The sequence below is a fragment of the Xanthomonas floridensis genome, from assembly GCF_001642575.1.
In the GTDB taxonomy this organism is placed as follows: domain Bacteria; phylum Pseudomonadota; class Gammaproteobacteria; order Xanthomonadales; family Xanthomonadaceae; genus Xanthomonas; species Xanthomonas floridensis.
This window is the reverse complement of sequence record NZ_LXNG01000009.1, coordinates 65,623-85,428: the sequence shown is the minus strand read 5'-3', so window position 1 is coordinate 85,428 and position 19,806 is coordinate 65,623. Positions and strand designations below refer to the sequence as shown.

At 66.0% G+C, this 19,806-nt stretch carries 18 protein-coding genes; 9 read left to right on the top strand and 9 right to left on the bottom strand.

What is annotated here, in order from left to right; translation table 11 throughout:
* Positions 1 to 33 precede the first annotated feature (33 nt).
* Positions 34 to 483 carry a DUF4442 domain-containing protein gene (locus A7D17_RS06040; RefSeq protein WP_064508268.1) on the top strand — a complete coding sequence of 150 codons (450 nt, stop codon included), beginning with the start codon at positions 34 to 36 and terminating at the stop codon, positions 481 to 483.
* A 234-nt stretch (positions 484 to 717) separates the two neighbouring features.
* Positions 718 to 1,623, top strand: a complete 906-nt coding sequence (locus tag A7D17_RS06035; protein ID WP_064508267.1) for a peptidylprolyl isomerase — start codon at positions 718 to 720, stop codon at positions 1,621 to 1,623.
* A 45-nt stretch (positions 1,624 to 1,668) separates the two neighbouring features.
* Here A7D17_RS06035 and A7D17_RS06030 read toward each other — a convergent pair whose 3' ends face one another.
* Entirely contained in the window at positions 1,669 to 2,556 is an 888-nt protein-coding gene (locus A7D17_RS06030) for a DMT family transporter (protein ID WP_064508266.1), read from the bottom strand.
* Between the two features lie 170 nt (positions 2,557 to 2,726).
* Here A7D17_RS06030 and A7D17_RS06025 point away from each other — a divergent pair, with 170 nt between their 5' ends.
* The 4 genes from A7D17_RS06025 (at position 2,727) to A7D17_RS06005 (ending at position 6,259) form a co-directional block, all read left to right on the top strand.
* A complete protein-coding gene (locus A7D17_RS06025) occupies positions 2,727 to 3,719 on the top strand; it encodes a LysR substrate-binding domain-containing protein (RefSeq protein WP_064508265.1) in 993 nt (330 codons plus the stop codon).
* Positions 3,720 to 4,125: 406 nt separating this feature from the next.
* Positions 4,126 to 4,440 (top strand): metalloregulator ArsR/SmtB family transcription factor, encoded by a 315-nt coding sequence (locus A7D17_RS06020; protein WP_064508264.1) that lies wholly within the window; start codon positions 4,126 to 4,128, stop codon positions 4,438 to 4,440.
* Positions 4,441 to 4,552: 112 nt separating this feature from the next.
* Positions 4,553 to 5,887 (top strand): DUF2867 domain-containing protein, encoded by a 1,335-nt coding sequence (locus A7D17_RS06015; RefSeq protein WP_082861779.1) that lies wholly within the window; start codon positions 4,553 to 4,555, stop codon positions 5,885 to 5,887.
* A gap of 78 nt (positions 5,888 to 5,965) precedes the next feature.
* Entirely contained in the window at positions 5,966 to 6,259 is a 294-nt protein-coding gene (locus A7D17_RS06005) for a hypothetical protein (protein ID WP_029220654.1), read from the top strand.
* 192 nt (positions 6,260 to 6,451) lie between these two features.
* Here the strand turns inward: A7D17_RS06005 and A7D17_RS06000 are convergent, their stop codons facing one another.
* Positions 6,452 to 7,243: a DUF4349 domain-containing protein gene (locus A7D17_RS06000; RefSeq protein WP_064508263.1), complete on the bottom strand. Its 792-nt coding sequence runs from the start codon at positions 7,241 to 7,243 to the stop codon at positions 6,452 to 6,454.
* Between the two features lie 8 nt (positions 7,244 to 7,251).
* On the bottom strand, positions 7,252 to 7,608 hold the full coding sequence (locus A7D17_RS05995; RefSeq protein WP_064508262.1) for a GFA family protein: 357 nt from the start codon (positions 7,606 to 7,608) through the stop codon (positions 7,252 to 7,254).
* A gap of 233 nt (positions 7,609 to 7,841) precedes the next feature.
* Here A7D17_RS05995 and A7D17_RS05990 point away from each other — a divergent pair, with 233 nt between their 5' ends.
* Positions 7,842 to 9,650: a DUF885 domain-containing protein gene (locus tag A7D17_RS05990; protein ID WP_064508261.1), complete on the top strand. Its 1,809-nt coding sequence runs from the start codon at positions 7,842 to 7,844 to the stop codon at positions 9,648 to 9,650.
* Positions 9,651 to 9,964: 314 nt separating this feature from the next.
* Here A7D17_RS05990 and A7D17_RS05985 read toward each other — a convergent pair whose 3' ends face one another.
* The 6 genes from A7D17_RS05985 to rraA all read right to left on the bottom strand — a co-directional run bounded on the left by A7D17_RS05985 (position 9,965) and on the right by rraA (position 16,764).
* On the bottom strand, positions 9,965 to 11,797 hold the full coding sequence (locus A7D17_RS05985) for an ABC transporter ATP-binding protein (RefSeq protein WP_064508260.1): 1,833 nt from the start codon (positions 11,795 to 11,797) through the stop codon (positions 9,965 to 9,967).
* Between the two features lie 94 nt (positions 11,798 to 11,891).
* On the bottom strand, positions 11,892 to 12,488 hold the full coding sequence (locus A7D17_RS05980; protein WP_064508259.1) for a plasmid pRiA4b ORF-3 family protein: 597 nt from the start codon (positions 12,486 to 12,488) through the stop codon (positions 11,892 to 11,894).
* A gap of 223 nt (positions 12,489 to 12,711) precedes the next feature.
* Positions 12,712 to 13,977 carry a cation:proton antiporter gene (locus A7D17_RS05975; protein ID WP_064508258.1) on the bottom strand — a complete coding sequence of 422 codons (1,266 nt, stop codon included), beginning with the start codon at positions 13,975 to 13,977 and terminating at the stop codon, positions 12,712 to 12,714.
* Between the two features lie 161 nt (positions 13,978 to 14,138).
* Positions 14,139 to 14,261, bottom strand: a complete 123-nt coding sequence (locus tag A7D17_RS24815; RefSeq protein ID WP_425479576.1) for a hypothetical protein — start codon at positions 14,259 to 14,261, stop codon at positions 14,139 to 14,141.
* A 386-nt stretch (positions 14,262 to 14,647) separates the two neighbouring features.
* Complete coding sequence (locus A7D17_RS05970) at positions 14,648 to 16,243, bottom strand: serine hydrolase (RefSeq protein ID WP_064508257.1); 1,596 nt, start codon at positions 16,241 to 16,243, stop codon at positions 14,648 to 14,650.
* 20 nt (positions 16,244 to 16,263) lie between these two features.
* A complete protein-coding gene (rraA, locus tag A7D17_RS05965) occupies positions 16,264 to 16,764 on the bottom strand; it encodes a ribonuclease E activity regulator RraA (RefSeq protein ID WP_064508308.1) in 501 nt (166 codons plus the stop codon).
* A 681-nt stretch (positions 16,765 to 17,445) separates the two neighbouring features.
* Between rraA and A7D17_RS05960 the strand changes: the two genes are divergently transcribed.
* The gene (locus tag A7D17_RS05960) at positions 17,446 to 18,285 is read left to right on the top strand and encodes a DUF72 domain-containing protein (RefSeq protein ID WP_064508256.1); all 840 of its coding nucleotides are present in this window, start codon (positions 17,446 to 17,448) and stop codon (positions 18,283 to 18,285) included.
* A 448-nt stretch (positions 18,286 to 18,733) separates the two neighbouring features.
* Positions 18,734 to 19,681 (top strand): DMT family transporter, encoded by a 948-nt coding sequence (locus tag A7D17_RS05955; protein WP_064508255.1) that lies wholly within the window; start codon positions 18,734 to 18,736, stop codon positions 19,679 to 19,681.
* Positions 19,682 to 19,806: the final 125 nt, after the last annotated feature.

Sequence of the window (19,806 nt, the reverse complement as noted above, 5' to 3'; positions counted from 1 at the left end):
TGCACGCCCGCCCCGCCACGGATTCCGGCCCGCATGCGCGCTTCACTGTTCAAGCTCGGTATCAACCTGTGGCCGCCATACCTGTTCGCCGGCATCCACGTCACCGAGTTGTCGGCCGACTACCGCTACGCACGCGTGGAACTGCGCCAGCGGCCGTGGAATCGCAATTACGTCGGCACCCACTTCGGCGGCAGCCTGTTCGCCATGACCGACCCGTTCTGGATGCTGCTGATGATGCAGAACCTGGGCCGCGACTACTACGTGTGGGACAAGGCCGGCAGCATCGAGTTCGTCAAACCCGGGCGCGGCACCGTCAGCGCGGAGTTCGTTATCGACAATAGCGTGCTTGAGGAACTGCGCGAGGCCACCGCGGGCGGAGAGAAGCATCTGCGCTGGTTCGAAAACGCGATCCACAACCGCGATGGCGAGGTCGTTGCGCGCGTGCGCAAGCAGCTCTACGTCAAGCGCAAACCGGCGCGATAATCGCAGTTCCCGTCGACCTGCGGCAAGGCAGGCGATCGCCACAGCCATTGCCAATCGGTCATGACGCGTCCGTTCGATGGGAGTGTCATGGCTGCAAGGCGGGCGGACCGACGGCACGCAGCCACCGCTGACACGACGCCGGCGTGGTGCGTCCGCGCCGCCAGCGCCGCATCCACTTTGCGTCCTTGCACGCATTGGTCAAGAATCAGGCACCTCTCCTCGCTGGTCGCCTTCATGCTGCTGCGCACTGTCGTTTCTGCCTGTCTGCTCGCCCTGATCATGCCCGCTACCGCCCACGCGGCCTATCGCAGCCCGCAACAGATCCTGGACAGCTCGCCAGCCAATGCGTGGCGCGTGCTCGATCCCGAGCGCACGCTGTACCTGGAGCTGGATGGCGGGCGGGTCATCATCGAGCTGGCGCCGCAGTTTGCGCCCGAACATGTCGCCAATATCCGCACGCTGGCGCATGAGCGCTTCTGGGATGGGCTGAGCATCTATCGCTCGCAGGACAATTTCGTGGTGCAGTTCGGCGACCCGGATGGCGAGACGCCGGGCAAGGCCAAGTCGCTGGGGTCGGCCAAGACGCATCTGCCGGCCGAATTCGAACGCGCCTCACAGGGCCTGGAGTTTCAGCGCCTGCCCGACAGCGATGGCTGGGCGACGCAGGTGGGTTTCGTGGACGGCTTCCCGGTCGGGCGCGACCCCGCCAGCGGCAAGACCTGGCTGGCACATTGCTACGGCACGCTGGGCGCGGGCCGCAACAACGATGAAGACAGCAGCATCGGCGCCGAACTGTATGTGGTCACCGGGCAGTCGCCGCGCCAGCTGGATCGCAACATCACCGTGGTCGGCCGTGTGGTCAAGGGCATGGAGCTGCTCAGTGTGATTCCGCGCGGGCCAGACCCGATGGGCTTCTATGCAGATGCGGCGCAACGCTCGCCGATCCGCGCGATCCGCCTGGCCAGCGAAGTGCCGGCGCCCGAACGCACGCCGCTGCAGCTGTTGCGCACCGACAGCCCGACGTTCCGCGAGGTGGCCGAAGCGCGCCGCAATCGCAAGGACGATTTCTACAAGCGCCCGGCCGGGCATATCGATCTGTGCAATGTGCCGCTGCCGGTGCGCACCCCGCCGGCTGGCTGAGTCGAGAATCGGGAATCGGGAATCGCAAAAGCGGGACGCGCGTGCTCAGCGCGCGCGCTGGCTGAAGGCGACGCTGCCCAGGATCAGCACTGCGGCCAGCAACATGGTCCAGGTCAGCGGTTCGCCCAGCAGCGACCACGCCAGCAGCGCGCCGAACACCGGCACCAGATAGGTCACGGTGGATGCACGCGCCGGGCCGATGCGCTGGATCAAGCGGTAATACATCAGGAACGCCAACCCGGTGCAGACCACGCCCAACGCGGTCGCGCAGGCCCAGGCCACGGCCGGCACCGGCGTGGTCGGCCACTGCCACCAGGCCAGTGGCGCCAGCAGCAACGCACTGCAGCCCAGCGTGGAGGCCGCCGATGCCGCCGGTGGCAGGTCGCCCATGTGGCGCTTCACCAGGTTGTAGCCGATGCCGTACAGCAGCGAGGCAGTGGCGCCGGCCAGTGCGGCCGGGCCCACGCTCAACCCGGCCGATTTGCCGGTCGCCAGCACCAGAACGCCGATGAATCCGATCAGCAAGGCCAGCGCGCGGCGCGTGCCGATCTTTTCGCCGAAGAACAGGAACGCGATCAACGCGGTGAACAACACCGTCATCGCATTGCAGATCGCACCGACAGCGGCGGGCGCGTGCTGCGCGCCCCAGGCGAACAGCAGGAACGGCAACGCGGAATTCAATACGCCGATGGCCGCCAGCATCGGCCACCGATGCAGCGGGAAACGTTCGCGCGCCAGCCACAGGAACGGCAGCAGCACCAGCGCACCCAGCGCCAGGCGAATTTCTACCAGCACCACTGCGCCGAACGTGGGTGCGGCCACGCGCATGAACAGGAACGAGCAGCCCCAGACGATGCCCAGGAAGCCCAGCTCGAGCGGAGTGCGCCATTCGCGCGTTGCAACGGCCGGCTGCATCGACGGCTGTGCACTCATCGCCGCGCTCCGGTGGCGTGCCATGGTGTGCTGACAAAGCAAAGGACAACATCCGGCAGGTACAAAGGCATGGCACGATCGTCGCGATGGGAAGGTGCAGCATCGGCTGCGGCCGCAGGCGCGACAAGCGCGTAGTATCGCAGCCAGCCACAAATCTGACTCATGCCTGGATGAACCTGCGCCCCACCCTGTTGCCCGCGTTGGGCGTGTTCGCCGCAGCCGCCCGCCACCAGAATTTCGCGCACGCGGCCGAAGAGTTGCACCTGACCGCCAGCGCGGTCAGCCACCATGTGCGCAAGCTCGAAGCGCTGCTGGGCGTCACCTTGTTCCAGCGGCTGCCGCGCGGGGTCAAGCTCACCGCCGAGGGGCGCCAGCTGGCCGATGCCGCCTCCGCTGCATTGGCGGAGATCGCGGCGGTCGCCGGCAACCTGCATCCGCGCGAAGACGCCATTCCGCTACGCGTCACCACGCTGCGCTCGCTGTCGTATTGCTGGTTGCTGCCGCGGTTGCCGCGCTTCTGCCGCGCGCATCCGCACATCCGCCTGGACCTGCAATCGGACCCGGCCTTCTCGCGCTTCGAAGAGGGCGGCCCCGAGCTGGGCATTCGCTATGGACAGGGCGCCTGGCCCGGATTGACCTCCCAGCATCTGATGGACGACGAGCTGTTTCCGGTGGCATCACCGTCGCTGCCGGAAGTGGCCGCGCTGCGCAGCGCCGCGCAGATCGCACAGTTGCCGCTATTGAGCGACATGTCGCCGCAAGGCTGGCGCGACTGGTTCCGCGCCGCGCAGGTGCGCGGCACCACGCTGCCGCCGATGCACACCTTCAACGACAGCACCGACGCCATGCGCGCGGCCGTCTACGGCCTGGGCGCGGTGCTGGCACGCAAGCACATTGCCCAGCCCTACCTGCAACGCTACGAACTGGTGCGCCTGCCCGGGCCCACGCTCAAGGCGCGCTACGCCTATTACATCGTGCACCCCAGCCACCGCGAGCCCAGCCCCGCCGCTGCGGTGTTCATCGACTGGCTCAAGCGCGAAGCCCTGGACGAGCGCACGCCGATGCCGGCGCTGCCCGCCGAGCTGGTGACATTGCCGCCGAGCGAAGGCCTGCAGGAGCTGGGGGGGCGTCGGAATTCGCGCACGGCACCGGCAGCGGATTGAAGCAGCACTGAAATCCTGCCAGCGCGTGAAACTTCTCGCTATTGCTTACTCCCCGCGGGACATTGTCCTGCTCCATGGAGGAGAAGGTGTCCTGGAGGGGAGGATGAGGGGCGCCGCAGAAATTGAGGCGTCTGTGCAATGACAAACGCGTCGCCATGCGCCTTTGAAGCTGACGCAGCCATTGCTTCGCCCCGTCCCCTCATCCCAACCCCGCTCCGCGCCCCGGCCCGCGCTTGCGGCGCGGGCGCTTCAAGGCAGGCGCGCCTGGGCGCGCAGGCTGTGCCTTCCCGCCCCGCAGGGAAAGGGGCCTTCAGGACATCGGGCAGCAGGCCGACTAGAAATCGCTTGACAGCCGCACCCATCAAGATCATTAATTAGCTAATTCGTTAATTAGCTAACCCCAACCATGTCCGCTGACCGCATTTTCGAAGCCCTTGCCTCGCGCCCGCGCCGGGAAATCCTGGCCTATCTGTCCGCGCAGGAACTGACCGCCGGGCAGATCGGCGAACGCTTTGCAATGAGCGCGCCCGCCATTTCGCGTCACCTGTCGGTGCTGTCGGCGGCCGGGCTGGTCAGCAGCGAGCGGCGCGGGCAGTTCGTGGTGTACCGGCTGACCCCGGACAACATGGTCAATACGCTCAGCGGGTTCGCCTTCGAGGTCTGCCCCGTCGCCGGCCCGCTGCAGCGCGAGTCGCGCAGATTGGCCAAGAAATCCAGCTGACGCCCACTTTCCACCGCAAGGAGTTGCCATGGACCACCAACGGATTGTTTCCGACCGCAGTTTCCCGCGCGTTGCGCTGCCTTCGTACAGCGGCGGCCGGCCGGTGGAAGTGATGCTGATCGCCCAGCTCGATCCCGGCGCAGGCGACAGCCTGATCGCGCAGACGGTGGAGCGGCAGCGGCAGCACCCGGCGCATCACGACGCGCTGGACGAACCCTCCGCGCAGTTGTCGGCACCGGACCTGAGTCATGGCGACCCTACCTCGCTGTTCTCGTTTTCGGTAGGCCCGCAGGGACACCCCTTCCACTGCCACGCCGGCAACCGCGTGTTCACTGCCATCACCGGCAGCGGCGGTGCACAGTTGCGCTTTTCCACTGCCTCGCCGCAGCAGATCGAAGCCGACCCGCATGCGTTCGTGCGCGCGCTGCGTTATGTGAACCTGCCCGGCGACAGCCTGTTCACCGTGCGCTTCGGGGGCGGCACCTGGCATCAGTTCGCACCGGCGCAGGGCGATGCCGCGCACTCGGCCTTCTTTGCGTTGTCCTGCCACCCGGACGAAGCCGGCGGCGCGCTGAGTGACGCGCAGCAGGCATTGGTCAACCAGGGCCAGGCCACCATTGCCAGCCTGACCGACCTGCTGCCGGCCTCGGTGACCGCCCTGCTGCAGGCCACGCCACTTGCCGCCAGCGATGTTCCCACCGTGTCGCTCTCCCTGCATGTCAGGCCGGAGAGCTGGAAGCAACGCGCCTGCAGCCGTGCGCGCCGTTGGAGCGGCCGGCTACGGCAGGCGCTGCCGCGGGTGCGTCGGCCCGGGTTTGTCGCCACGCGCCTGGGCGTGCCGCAGATCCGTCCGCTGCAGGGCCTGCCTGCCGATGCATTGCTGCACGGCCAGCTCGGTGAGGCCGTGCATTTCGAAGACAGCCACCAGCTGGAGCTGGACACGCGCCAGTTGCGCAGCGACAACCTGCAGGGCGTGCTTTGCGATCTGCTGCAGGCATTCGTGGATCAGCCGCCGAGCGGGGTGAGCGGATTGATGCGGCTGCGCAACCTGATGGTCAAGCCGCTGGGGCTGCGTACCTCGCGCCTGGGCTGCCCGGTGTCGTCCTTGCTCGATCCGTCTGCAAAGCAGCTGTTCGCCGGGCGCTTCCCGGTGCTGGCGCAACGTCGCGATGCCGATGGGCAGCAGGTGCAGGTGGTCCTCGGTGCCGACGACAAGCATCTGCGTTTTCGTTCCTCGATCGGGTTGCGCCGCATCGGCGACCATCGCATCGTGCTGACCATGGCCACGCAGGTCAGCTGCCGCAACTGGCTGGGACGCCTGTACATGGCCTCCATCCATCACGTGCATCACCACTACATCGTGCCGAGCATGCTGCGCGCCGCAGCGCAGCGCCTGCTGCATGCCGAACAGGCGGCAAGCGATGCCTGGCTGGCGCATTCGCTGTGAACGGATGCGGCGGCGCCATCACCTCGTTTTGTCCTCGCGCTGCCTAGGCTTGGGGTCCCCAATCCCCAGGACACGTCCATGCCTACTCTTCGCCTGCGTATCACCGGTACCGACGACGACGCGCGCGCCATCGCCAACCTGCTGCAGAGCATCGAAGGCATCGAGCACGTGGAAGAAGTCGACGACCTGATGCCACACCTGGACGACGATGATTCCAGCTCGGCCGGCCTCTCCGACGATGAAGGTCCGGGCAGCCACGAATTCGAAGTGGATGCCGGCAATGAAGCCACTGCGCAGAAGGTGCGCGATGCAGTGCAGGAACTGGCACTGCAGCTGGATGTGTTTGTCGAATACGAATACGACGAGGGCTGAGCATCCCGTCGGGGCTGCCCAACGCATGCGCGCAACGCTGCGCCGCAGTCGGCAGCAGCCTCTGGTTTAATTCTGCTTGCGCCGCCTGCAACGTGCAGACGGCGCATCCGTCTCAAGACTCCTGTCTAGCGCACCTTGCCTACCCGATATGACGCGTCATGTCGGGCCACGGTACAGTCGCCGCATGCTGGTTCAGGACATCCTGCGGCGCCGTTGGCGCCAGCGCCAGGCCAGCAGCGCCAGCCAGCCGACCACGGCGGCAACCACGCCCACCGGCAGCAGCGCCGCCACCGCACGAATCACGAACGCCACGCTGGCCACGAACACCTGGCCGAACTCGGCTGTCGCCTCGGCGATCTCGCCCCTGCCCTGTTCACTCCCGGTACTGCTGAAGTGCAGCGTCAGCAACTGGGTGCGCACGCGACGTTGCTGTTGCGCGGCCTCCTGCTGGGTCTGTTGCGCCTCGGCCTCGATTTCAGCCAGGCGCTTGGATACCGCCAACAGGTCGCCCACCGCCAGATCACGGCGTTGCTGCAGCTCCAGCAGCCGCGCGTGCTCCTTTTGCAGCCGCGCCTGCGCCAGCCCGGTGTCGGCAATCTGCTGGGCCAGATCCTCGGCACGCGTGCTGCGCGCGGCTACATCTCCGTGCTGGCCGGCCAGTTGCACCATCGGCTCAACGCCCTCGGGCACCAGCCGCACGCTGACGCTGCCGCCAGGATCGCGCCCGCCATTCTGCTCCACCGTCAGCAGTGCGCAGGTGCCGTATTGCGCGCTCTGGCAGGCGCTACGCACCGCAGCGATACGCTCGCCGATCTGATCGGCAGGCAGTTCGATGCGGACATCGTGTTCATAGGCCAGCGCCGCACCGGATGGAACCGGCGCCGGCGGTGCCGCAGCGCCCCCATCCGCAGCCATGTCGCCCGGCGGCCGCGCGCAGCCCGCCACCATCCACCCGATCAGCAACAGCGCCGCATACCGCGGCATGCCGAGCCTCACAGGTTGGCCCCATCGACCTTCTGCACGCTGAGCGTGGACAGATCCAGGTCGGGAATGCAGCGCACGTTGACGGCGACATTGGCGTCCCCGGTCTTGGGGTTGGCGCCCTCGCTGAACGGCGCAATGCCGCACGCTGCGCAGTAATGGTGCGCAATATGCTGCCGATTGAAGCGGTAACTGCCCATCTCCTGCGCGTCACCGTGCAGCCGCAGCTGCGAGCGCGCACCAAACCACAGCAGCCCGCCGCGACGGCGGCAAAGCGAGCAATTGCAATCGTAGACTTCGGTGATCGGCGCATCGGTCTCGAGCTCGAACGCGATGCGTCCGCAATGACAGCTGCCGGCGTACTGCATGGATTTCCTCCTTGGAAAACAGTGCGATGGGTACATGACTCAGAAACCATGGACCGTTGCCAATGCACCACCGGCCCGGGGTGAGGCCAGCTGCAGTGCCGCTGCGGCAACAGCATGCGGTCGCGCCCGCCTGATCGGGTCGGGCACCGCTCGGTGGCCACTCTAAACCAATGGCGGATGCGAACGGGCGCACAGATGCCTATGCTGGCGGTTTGCTCTTACCAGGATCCACGATGCGTCAACGCCTGCTCGTCCTTGCCCTGCTTGCCGGCCTCGGTGCCTGCCAGCAACAGCCCGAATCCCCGCGCGCCGATGCCACTCCCGCTACCGGCGCGCAGGATGCACAGACCCCGGATGCGCGATTTGCCGCGCTGTCCAAGCGTGCACTCGACACCTGGATGCAGCTGTCGCCGGTCACTGCCACGCAGACTGGCGACCACCGCTTCGATGTGCAGATCGACGACCTCAGCGACGGCGGCCGCCAGCGCAGCCTGGAAGCCAACAAGACCTTGCTGACCGAACTGGACGCAGTCGATGTCGCCAAGCTCTCGCGCGAGAACCAGGTGGACGCCGCCATCCTGCGCAATCAGCTGCAATCGGAGATCTGGAATACCGAGGTGCTGCAGAGCTGGGCCTGGGACCCGCAGGTCTATAACAGCCTGGCTGGCAGCGCCCTGTACGGCCTGATGGCGCGCGAATTCGCACCGCTGTCCGAGCGCCTGAGCGCGGCCACCCAACGTATGGAAAAGATTCCCAGCATCTTTGCGCAGGCGCGTGCCAACCTGGACCCGGCACGCGTTCCGAAGATCCATGCAGAAACGGTAGCCAGGCAGAACAAGGGCATCCTCAGCATCGTCGACACCTTCATCGCGCCCAACATCAGCCAGCTGGGCCCAATCGAAGCGGCGCGCGCCCAAGCGGCCATCGACAACCTGAAGAAGGCAGTCGCCGAGCAGCAGACCTGGCTGGACACCGTGCTGGTGCCCAACGCCAAGGGCGACTTCCGGGTCGGAGCAGACAAGTACGACCAGAAGCTGAAGTTCGCACTGCTGTCGTCGCTGTCGCGTGCCGATATCAAGCAGCGTGCCGAGTCCGAACTCAAACGCGTGCGGGGCGAGATGTACGGCATTGCGCGCACCGTGCTCAAGGACAAGCCCGGCGCTCCCAAGCTGCCCGAATCGCCCAACGACGAGCAGCAGCAGGCCGCGATCGAGGCTGCGCTGGAACTGGCCTATGCCGACAAGCCCGCACGCGACAAGGTGGTTGACCAAGCCAAGGCAGCGCTGGCGCAGTCCACCGAATTCGTGCGCCAGAAAGATTTGATGACGCTGCCCGATTCGCCGGTGGACATCATCCTGATGCCGGAATTCCAGCGTGGCGTTGCAGTGGCCTATTGCGATTCGCCCGGGCCGCTCGACAAGAACCTCAAGACCTTCTACGCGGTATCGCCGATCCCAGACGACTGGAACGACAAGCAGGTCGACTCGTTCCTGCGCGAATACAACACCCGCATGATCCACCTGCTCAGCATCCATGAAGGCACACCGGGCCATTACCTGGAAGGCTGGCATTCGGCCAAGTTCCCCTCCACGCTGCGTGCAGTGTTGCGCTCGGGCATGTTCGCCGAGGGCTGGGCGGTGTACACCGAGCGCATGATGCAGGAACAGGGCTATCTGGATAACGACCCGCTGTTCCACCTGGTGCAGTTGAAGTTCTACCTGCGCACCATTGCCAATGCCATCCTCGACCAGGGCGTACATGTGGACGGCTGGGATCGCGACAAGGCGATGCACCTGATGACCCACGACACCTTCCAGCAGGAGAGCGAGGCCTCCGGCAAATGGGTGCGCGCGCAGCTGTCGTCGGCGCAGCTGCCGACCTACTTCGTCGGCGTGCAGGAACATCTGGATACGCGCAAGGCGGTGCAGGAGAAGCTGGGCCAGGACTTCAACCTGAAGGCCTACCACGACAAGATGCTGTCCTATGGTGCGCCGCCGGTGCGCTTTGCACGCGAGCTGATGCTGGATCAGCCGATCGAGTGATTGATCCGTCTCGCGCACGCGCAAGAGAAGCTCCTGCAAAGCTCCCGCGGATTCGATCCATCCCCCTTCTCTCGCATGCGGGAGAAGGTGCTCCGTAGGGGCGGATGAGGGCGCGGGCGAAGCCTCGTATGGCCGACCAGCGAGTGACTTCGCCCCGTACCCTCACCCCAACCCCTCTCCCGCACGCGGGAGAGGGGCTAGATCTCGACGTTACTACGCCCGCCTGCGGCCTCTCGCATCGAGCACCGAGCACCGAGCACCGAGCACCGAGCATCCAAGCACTCAAGCACCCAAGCACTCAAGCATCGTTCGCCTCATCCATCCGCCGCAACAAACCCTCCGGTCTGCCGCGCCCACAGGCGCGCATACAGCCCACCGTATGCGATCAGCTCCGCATGCGTGCCGGTCTCGACGATACGTCCGGCGTCCATCACCACCAGCCGGTCCATGCGCGCGATGGTCGAGAGCCGGTGCGCGATCGCAATCACCGTCTTGTTGCCCATCAACGCGTCCAGGCTGTCCTGGATTGCCGCCTCCACTTCCGAATCCAGTGCCGAGGTGGCCTCGTCCAGGATCAGGATCGGTGCATCCTTGAGCAGCACGCGCGCGATGGCGATGCGTTGGCGTTGACCGCCGGAGAGCTTGACCCCGCGCTCGCCCACGTGTGCATCGAAGCCGCGCCGACCCTCGCCGTCCACCAGTGTCTCGATGAACGCCTCCGCGCGTGCCTTGCGCACCGCATCCAGGATCTGCGCTTCGCTGGCCTGCGGCCGCCCGTACAGCAGGTTGTCGCGGATCGAGCGATGCAACAGCGAGGTGTCCTGCGTCACCAGGCCGATCTGCCCGCGCAGGCTTTCCTGCGTGACCTGCGCGATGTCCTGCCCGTCGATCAGGATGCGCCCCTGTTCCAGGTCATATAGCCGCAGCAGCACGTTGACCAGGGTGGATTTGCCGGCGCCGGAAGGCCCGACCAGACCGATCTTCTCGCCGGCGCGCACCTGCAGGTCCAGCCCGGCGATCACGCCACCGCGCTTGCCGTAATGGAAATGGATCTGCTCGAACTGCACCTGTCCCTGCGTCACGCGCAGCGGCACTGCATCGGGCGCATCCTGCACCTGCACCGGCTGGGAGATGGTCTGCATGCCGTCCTGCACGGTACCGATATCTTCAAAGATGCCGTTGACCGTCCACATGATCCAGCCGGACATGTTGTGGATGCGGATCACCAGACCGGTGGCCAGGGTGATGGCACCCACGCTGATCTGGCCGCGACTCCACAGCCATAGCGCCAGCGCGCAGGTGCCCACGATCAGGAAGCCGTTGGCCACGGCAATGGCGGTGTCCATCGCGGTGGTCACCCGCGTCTGCCCGCGATGCTTGACCGCCAGCTCGTCGATGGCATCGCGGACGTAGGCTTCTTCGCGGCCGGCATGCGCGAACAGCTTGAGCGTGGAGATATTGGTGTAGCCATCGACGATGCGCCCGGTCGCCTTGGAACGCGCGTCCGATGCCACCCAGGCGCGCGCCTTCATGCGCGGCACGAAGAACGCCATCAAGGCGACATACACCACCAGCCAGATCAGCAGCGGTGCCATCAACCACGGGTCGGCCTGCGCGAACAACCACAACGCGCTGCCGGTATAGACCACGATGTACCAGAGCGCATCGACCATCTGCACCGCCGACTCGCGCAGCGAGGTACCGGTCTGCATCACCCGGTTGGCGATGCGGCCGGCGAAATCGTTGTTGAAAAAGCCCAGGCTCTGCCGCACCACGTAGTTGTGCATCAACCAGCGCGAGCGGTTGCTCAGGCCCGGCACGATGGCCTGGTTGACCAGCAGGTTGTGCAATCCGGTAAAGAACGGCCGCGCGATCAGGGTGATCCCTGCCATCCACGCCAGCTCGCCGGCATGCCGGCGGAAGAAGTCCGGCCCCGGACGCTCGGTGAGCATGTCGACGATGCGACCCAGGAAGTCGAACATCGCCACTTCCACCAGCGCCAGCAATAGCCCGGCGATCAGCGTGGCCAGCAGGATCGGCCATAACGGCCGCAGATAATGCAGATAAAAACGCCACACACTGCGGGGCGGCATCTCCCGCTCGATGGGCGGGAAGATATCGATCAAGGATTCGAACCAGCGGAACATTGCAGACACATCGCGAGACACCGGGCACCCAGGCTAGCTGATCGGGCGTCAAGCCGCAGTGCGGTGCCTGCCCGCCCGACCCTTGTTAACGCCCTTAGTCGCGGATGCGCATCAGCAGCCGGTTAATCTCCGCCACGTCGAACTGCGCCGGGTCGAAACGCCCGCCGAGCGTGGCCACCTCCTGCACATGCTGCGGGTGGTCCGGGTCGGCCATGATCTGCAGGAAGGCCTGATAGTCGTCGATGCCGCCGCTGCTCTCCGGCGGGCAGGCATTGGCACCATCCATACAGCGCGCGACGCGCAGGCCTGCATCCGGCGGCAGTATGGCTTCCACCTGCAAGCGGTGATGCCAGCCCGCGCCGGTACCATAGAAATACGCAAACTCCTCCAACTCGCCCACCGCGCTTTGCAGCGTGACCCTGGCAGCATGCTTGAGCCGTGACCGCTCCGGCACATCCAACCCGGCCTCGCCATAACGCCCGCCACCGAGATCGAACTCGTACGGGTGCACCCCGCTCCACCCCATCAGCGTGTGCAGCACGCGGTGCACGGTCGCCAACCGTAATGATCCGGCTAGCAGCACGCGGCGCCATACCAGCGGCGCACTGCCCTCCAGTGCGATGCGCAGTTGGTAAATTGGCAAAGGCGCCTGCACGGCCTGTTGCGCAGCCTTCTTTTTTGCCTTGCTCATGACGACTCGATCGTACGATCAACGGTAAGTATGCTGCCACAGACCCACAGCCCTCAACGCAGGTGCTGCTGATGCGCGTTCCGGGCCTGCCCCACCGGGAGCGGTTGCATGCGCAGACTGTCCCGGCACGTGCGCAGTGCCGTCACCGGCGAGCACTACGATGAGCGCCAGCATCGCGGGCCACCGCTGCTGCAATGGCTTGCCATTACGCGGCTGCGCGCATTCACCGCTGTTGCAGACTCGGCACCGCGTCGCTCACGTGGGCATGCCGGCGCATGATCCAGTTGAACAGCGGCGTGGCCATCAAGGTGGAGAGGATCGCCATCAACACCAGCACCGAGAACAGCCCCTGCTCGATCACCCCGGCCTGCAGGCCGATGTTGATGATGATCAACTCCATCAGCCCGCGCGCGTTCATCAGCGACCCGATCGCCATTGCGTCGCGGTTGTTCTCGCCGGTGGCGCGCGCCGCGGCCCAGCAGGCCACGCCCTTGCCCACGAACGAGGCAAGCAGGATCGCCACCCCGGCCAGCATGATCTGCGGCTGCAGCAGCACGCTGAGCTGGGTCTTCAGACCCGAATAGGTAAAGAACAACGGCAGCAGCAACACCACCACGAATGGCTGCAGCATCTCGCGCAGCTTCTCGGTCAGGGGGCCCTTGGGCAGGCAGACGCCGAGCAGGAAGCCGCCGAACACCGCATGGATACCGATTGCATCCATCGCCCAGGCGCTGACGCAGAACAGCATCAAGACGATCGCCAGCATGCTGTTGTCGAGCGGCTGGTCAGGCACCACGTGGTCGGCCAGCCGGCGCAGCAGATGCCGGCCGACGAAGATCATGAAGAATGCGTACGCAACGCCGCCGCCGATGGCCAGATACGCACTGCCCCAGCTGCCGCCGAAGCTGGCCAACACCACGGCCAGGATGCACCAGGCTGCCGCATCGTCGAACGCGCCGGCCGTCAACGCCAGCGTGCCCAGCGGGCTATTGGTCAGACCGCGTTCGTGGATGATGCGCGCCAGCATGGGGAATGCGGTGATCGCGATGGCCGCGCCCAGGAACAGCGACGCCTCCATCAGCTTGGCCTTGTCCGAGAACAGGCCATCCACGGTGAGCAGCCACGGGCACATCGCAAAGGCCAACGCGAACGGCACTGCGATGCCGGCCAGCGACACGCTCATCGCGCTGCGATAGCGCGCGCGGAAGTGATCGCCACGGAAATCGGTGCCGACCAGGAACATGTACAGCCCCACGCCGAATTGCGCGAACACGTACAGCACGTCCATGGTCTGCTTGGGGAACAGCGCTGCCTGCACGCCCGGCGCCAGCAGGCCGAACAGCGACGGCCCCAGCATCACCCCGGCGATCATCTCGCCGACCACCTGCGGCTGCCCCAGACGCTTGGCCAGCATGCCCACCAACCGACAAACCAGCAGGATTGCCGCGGCCTGTAGAAAAAAATACACCGACATCTGCGGAGTGGTCATGCGTTGGGCAACATCCCTGAGAAGTGCGCGGATCATAACGAACCAGCCCGGTGGGCGTTAGCGGACCGGGGGGCGCGTCAGTTTCGCACAGGCTGCGGGCGCCATGCTGGATGCACACGCTCGCCATCTCAAGCGCAACCACAGCGTTTGACTGCAGGTGCTCAAGAGCGGCGAACACAACGTAGCGAGCGGTGGTCAGGGGTGTCGCAGGCTTGCCTGCCGTGCAGCGACTGCTCCAGGCCGGAAACGATGTTGCCGGCACCGTGCAGATAGCGCAGCGGCATGTCCGATCTATGGACAGCGCGCCCGGAACCGGAGTGTATGCGTGGTCCATGCCGTGTTCGGGCAACAGCCGCGCCGGCCTGACGGCTGCACCGTCGTCTCATTGGCTGTTCCAAGCCTCATGCCATTGCACCGCCATGGCCTGGCACTGATAGCGGTGTCGAAGTGGCGTTCCGTGTGGCTCCAGCGATCTCCACCACCAGCGTCAATCCGCACGCTTCACATGCCCCTTCGCGCCCTCGCGTCCGCAGACCTTGCGCACACCATTTCATTTCCGGGTGAGAGACCGCAGCCGCCGCACGGAGTCCATGCAGTTGGCGCATCGGCGCAGGTCACGCGACACCTGCCGCGCCCAGGAGGGTCCTGTGCGCGGCCCGTCCTACCCGGATTACTGCGGCGCGGCAGCCTTTGCCGGCACCGGCGTCAACACCAGGTCCTGGAAATCGAAGCTGAAATCGGTCAGTGGCGAGATCGCCTGCATGCGCATCTCGCGCACCGCACCATCGGGTGTCAGCGCGAAGTTGACGAAGGCATCGGCATTCAAGGAGCGGTCGTCCCAGCGCACGATGAAGCTGTCGTGCTGCCAGTGCTCCAGCGTGCCGACCAATTGCGCCGTCTTGGAGAACTGCAGGCGCAGCCGCTTACCGTCCTGGCGGATCACGACATCGCCGTACCACGGATCGCGATAGGTGGCCGCATAACTGCGCAACGGCAACGACGGCGTCGAACGCGCGGCACGTGCGTCCTGGTGTTGCTTCCAGCTGGTGTCGGCATCACCGGCCGCCTTGTCCACCGCCTTTACGTAAGCCGCGGTCCAGTCGGTGGGCGGCACCTGCAAGAATGCGTCCAGCACCTGCATCGTCACGGCGTTGAAGGCCGCGCCCACTTCCTGGTTGGTCAACACCACCACGCCCAGTGCCTGATCCGGCACCAGGGTCAACCGCGACACCATGCCCGGCCAGCCACCGGTGTGCCACACCAGGCGATGGCCGCGGTAATCGCTCAGGTTCCAGCCCTCGCCATATCCGGCAAAATTCGGACGCGCGCCCGCCAGTTCGGGCACCGGCGGCTCGCCGACGTTGATCGGCGTGATCATCGACCACATCTCCTGCTGCCGCTTGCCGCTGAACAGCGGTTTGCCATCCGGCAACACGCCGCCGGCCAGTTGCACCTTCATCCACAGCGCCATGTCGTGCGCGCTGGCGTAGATGCCACCGGCACCGGAGTTGTTGGACCAGGTCAACGGCGCCACGGTCCGCAACTGGCTGAAATCGTATTTGGCGTGCCCCACCGCGGCCTGGTCGCCGGGCTGCAGGTGATCGGCATTGAAGCGCGTGCCGCGCATGCCCACCGGCGTAAAGATGCGCTGCTGCAGGAATGCGTCATAGGGTTGCCCGGACACCTGCTCGATGACCTTCTGCGCCACCGCGTACAGGATGTTGTCGTAAGCGTAGCGATCGCGAAACCCGCCCTTCAACGGCACCTTGGCCAGCCGTTGCACCACTTCTTCGGTGGTGTAGCTGGTGGTTGGCCAGAACAACAGGTCGCCCGCACCCAGGCTCAGACCGCTGCGGTGGGCCAGCAGATCGCGGATGCGCATTTCCCCACTGACGTACGGGTCGGACATGCGGAACCACGGCAGGTGGTCGATGACCTTGTCGTCCAGCGAGAGCTTGCCTTCGTCGGCCAGGATCGACAGCGAGGCCGCGGTGAACGCCTTGGTGTTGGAGGCGATCGCGAACAATGTGTCGGCCTGCACCGGCTCGGGTTTGCCGATCTCGCGCACGCCATAACCGCGCTCCAGCACCACCTGCCCGTCCTTGACGATGGCCACCGCAATGCCGGGCACATCGAACTGCTTGCGCACGCGCTCCATCTGCGCATCGAACTGCTGCATGCAGGCCGGCAGCTCCGCCGCCTGCGTCGTTGTCACCAGGGTCGCCAGCATCAGCACGCCTCCCGTCAGCCATTGGTTCACACGCATCGCCATTCCTCTGAGATCGATCAGACCAGGCCGCCGGCACTGTCCGGCGACAGTGGCAGCGGCGTCACCAGCACCCCGTTGCGATCGGCGTACAGCCAATGCCCCGGCACGAACGCCACCCCGGCGAAATTCACCGGCACATCCACATCGCCCAGATCGCGCCGCTCGGTGCGCCGCGGGCAAGCCGCCAGCGCCAGCACGCCCAACGGCAAGCTGCCCAGGATCTCGACATCGCGCACGCAGCCGTGGATCAACACGCCAGCCCAGCCATTGGCCACCGCCTGCGCTGCGATCTGATCGCCCAGCAACGCGTATTTCAGCGAGCCCTGCCCGTCCACCACCAGCACCCGACCATCGCCCGGCGTGGCGGCCAGCTCGCGCACGCGCGAGTTGTCTTCGAAGCAGCGTACCGTCGCGATAGGCCCGGAAAATACATCGCGCCCGCCAAAGTGACGGAAGAGCGGCTCGGCGATGCTCACCTCCGGAAAACGGTCACACAGATCGGGCGTGGTCCAGGTCATCGATGCGGTCTCATGCGGCGCAGCCGTCATGGTAGCCCGCTGCAAGGACGTCATGGGATGTGCGGCTGCGCTCAGTGCGACGGCCGCGGAGTAGCCGATCTCATGCATGGCAACGCGCAGCATGGCTAACAAGCCGGCTACATGCAGTGCCGGCTAGAGCACGTCGTCAGACACGAATCAAAGTCGATGCACTTCGACCTGCAACACGCAGTCGCTGGGGCGGCACGCCAGCCACGCGGACGCACACTGCTTCCTGGCAGCGATGCTCGGTATCCTGCGGGCACCCCGCGCCAGTGCTGTTTGCACCGTTCTCCTGCGCAGCGGTGCACGGGTCAGTGAGCATGTTGCCGCCCGCAGCTGCCGCGCCGGCGATTTCAGGTTCGCCGGATCAAGCGGCCACGCTCACCTCAACGCACACGACTTCGCCGAGGCTGTTAGCCAGTCTGGCCTTCGGCCATGCAGCGCCATGCCACCACGCCTGTTCCCCGGGACCACAGCGGCTTGTTTCATCGCCACGCGGAAGGCGACGCATACGCAACCATTGGCAACCGCGCCGCAAGCCACCAGCATGCTCACGCCGCCTCCAGTGCCGATCCGCGAGGCTGCAGGCTGCGCTTGCCGCCCACATCAAAGCGATGGCGGCTGCCAGCGTGCACTTCCCTGCCAACGAGTTCCGCTGCGATGACCGATCTGTTCGCCTCTGCCCCACCCGCCCTCGATGGCATCCACGTCGGCATCGGCGGCTGGGTGTATGCGCCGTGGCGCGGCGGCATGTTCTACCCCGAAGGCCTGGTGCAGCGGCGCGAGCTGGAATATGCCAGCCGCCAGGTCAGCGCCATCGAAATCAACGGCACCTACTACGGCGCCCAGAAGCCGGCGACGTATGCGAAATGGCGCGACGAGGTGCCACCGGGATTCGTGTTCTCCGCCAAGGCGCCGCGGCGCATTACCCAGTCGCGCACGCTGGCCGGCACCGGGACACAGGTGGAAGATTTCATCGGCGGTATTGTCGAGCTCGGCCAGACGCTGGGCCCGTTGGTCTGGCAGTTCGAACACGGGCACCGGCTGCAGGCCGACGATCTGGAAGGGTTTCTCGCGTTGCTGCCCAAACAGGCAGGCAGTCGCCCCCTGCGACACGTGCTGGAAATCCGCGACCCCGCGGCCGTGGATGCCGCGCTGCTGGCCCTGGTACGCCAGCACGGTGTGGCCACGGTGTTCACTGATACGGATGAGTATCCCTCCTTCGCAGACTTGTCCACGGAGTTTGTCTACGCACGGTTGATGCGCAGCCAGGCACGCCTGCATGCCGGCTATCCGGCACCGGCACTGCAGCGCTGGGCCGAGCGCATCCAGGCCTGGCGGCGCGGCGAAGACCCGGCGGACCTGCCGCATATCGAGTCCACCCCACAGGCACGACGCACATCGCGCGAGGTGTACGTGTTTTTCATCAGCGCGGCAAAGGAACGTAACCCGGCCGCAGCAATGGCCCTGCTGCAGGAGTTATCTGCGCAGCAACGGTGACCGCCACGGCGAAGCTGTCCGGTGCGACTGCAGGAAGGCCGGATGCGGCTGGCAGTCACCGTGCAGTGCGCTCGCTGTGCAGTGTTCACAGCTGCCGAAACATCAACCGCTTCGTGCTGCCGGCAACGCGAGCGAGGCCAAGCCCCCGGACCGGTTCGGCGCAGCTCCGACAGCCAAGCATCAAACGCGGGCCGCCTGCGCCCCGGCTGGCCGGCCCTGAGACACTTGCGCACGCTTGCTGACGGCCATCACCCGGCACTGCGTGGCACGTGCATCCAAGCCTCGCAGAAGGTGCACCGGTCCGATCATGTGCACCGATGCGGCCTGCCGACTGCAGCGCACGGCAGGGATGCGCAGGCATTGCAAAGCCGGAATAAGTACATGAGAAGTGCAAGAAAAGACAGGCACTGCGCAACGCCGAACTCCTGCATTTGCGCGACAATGGCACATGCCCACGACCGACCTGCGCAAGGCGCAACTGCAAATCCATTTCTGCGTCCTGCTCTGGGGGATCACCGCGATCCTGGGCAAGTTGATCACGTTGCAGGCGTTGCCGCTGGTGTGGTGGCGGATGTTGATCGTGGTCGCGGCGCTGGCGCTGTGGCCGCGTGTCTGGCGCGGGCTGCGCGAGCTGTCCGCGCGGGTGGTACTGGGCTATTGCGGCATCGGCGCCCTGGTGGCCCTGCACTGGCTGACCTTCTATGGCGCCATCAAACTGGCCAATGCGTCGGTGGCAGCCACCTGCATCGCGCTGGCGCCGGTCTTTACCGCCGTGATCGAGCCCTGGGTGACGCGGCGGCCGTTCCGCCCACGCGAATTGCTGTTCGGCCTGGCGGTGCTGCCCGGGGTGGCGCTGGTGGTGGGCGGCGTGCCGGATGGCATGCGTGCAGGCGTGGTGGTGGGCGCGGTGTCTGCAGTCTTCGTCGGGCTGTTCGGCTCGCTCAACAAGCGCATGGTGGCGCATGCCGACCCGCTCACCGTCACCGCGCTGGAACTGGGCGCCGGCACGCTGACCCTGACCCTGCTGGCACCGGCGATGCCGCTGCTGCTGCCATCGCTGCATGGCGATCTGCTGGTCATTCCCGGCTTGCACGATGGCATTCTGCTGCTGGCCCTGTCGCTGGCCTGCACCCTGCTGCCGTTCGCCCTGGCGCTGGTCGCGCTGCGCCACCTGAGCGCGTATTCGGTGCAGCTGGTCACCAACCTCGAACCGGTCTACGCCATCGTGCTGGCCATCGCCTTGCTGGGCGAGCAGCGCGAGCTGACCCTGCAGTTCTATCTTGGCGTGGCGATCATCCTCGGCGCGGTGTTCCTGCATCCAGTGCTGGAACGGCGGCGCAAGCTGGTACACCCGGAGCTGCTGGGCACCGCCGAAGCCAAGAACATCGTCGACTAAGTCCGCGCCCGAACAACCTGCCGCTCCGAGAGCCGACACAACGAGGCGTGTGGCAGCGACAGGCGCATGCTCGGTGTTCTCCGCGCTGCCTGCATCCAGGCAACAGCCGTGTGCGACGTTGGGCT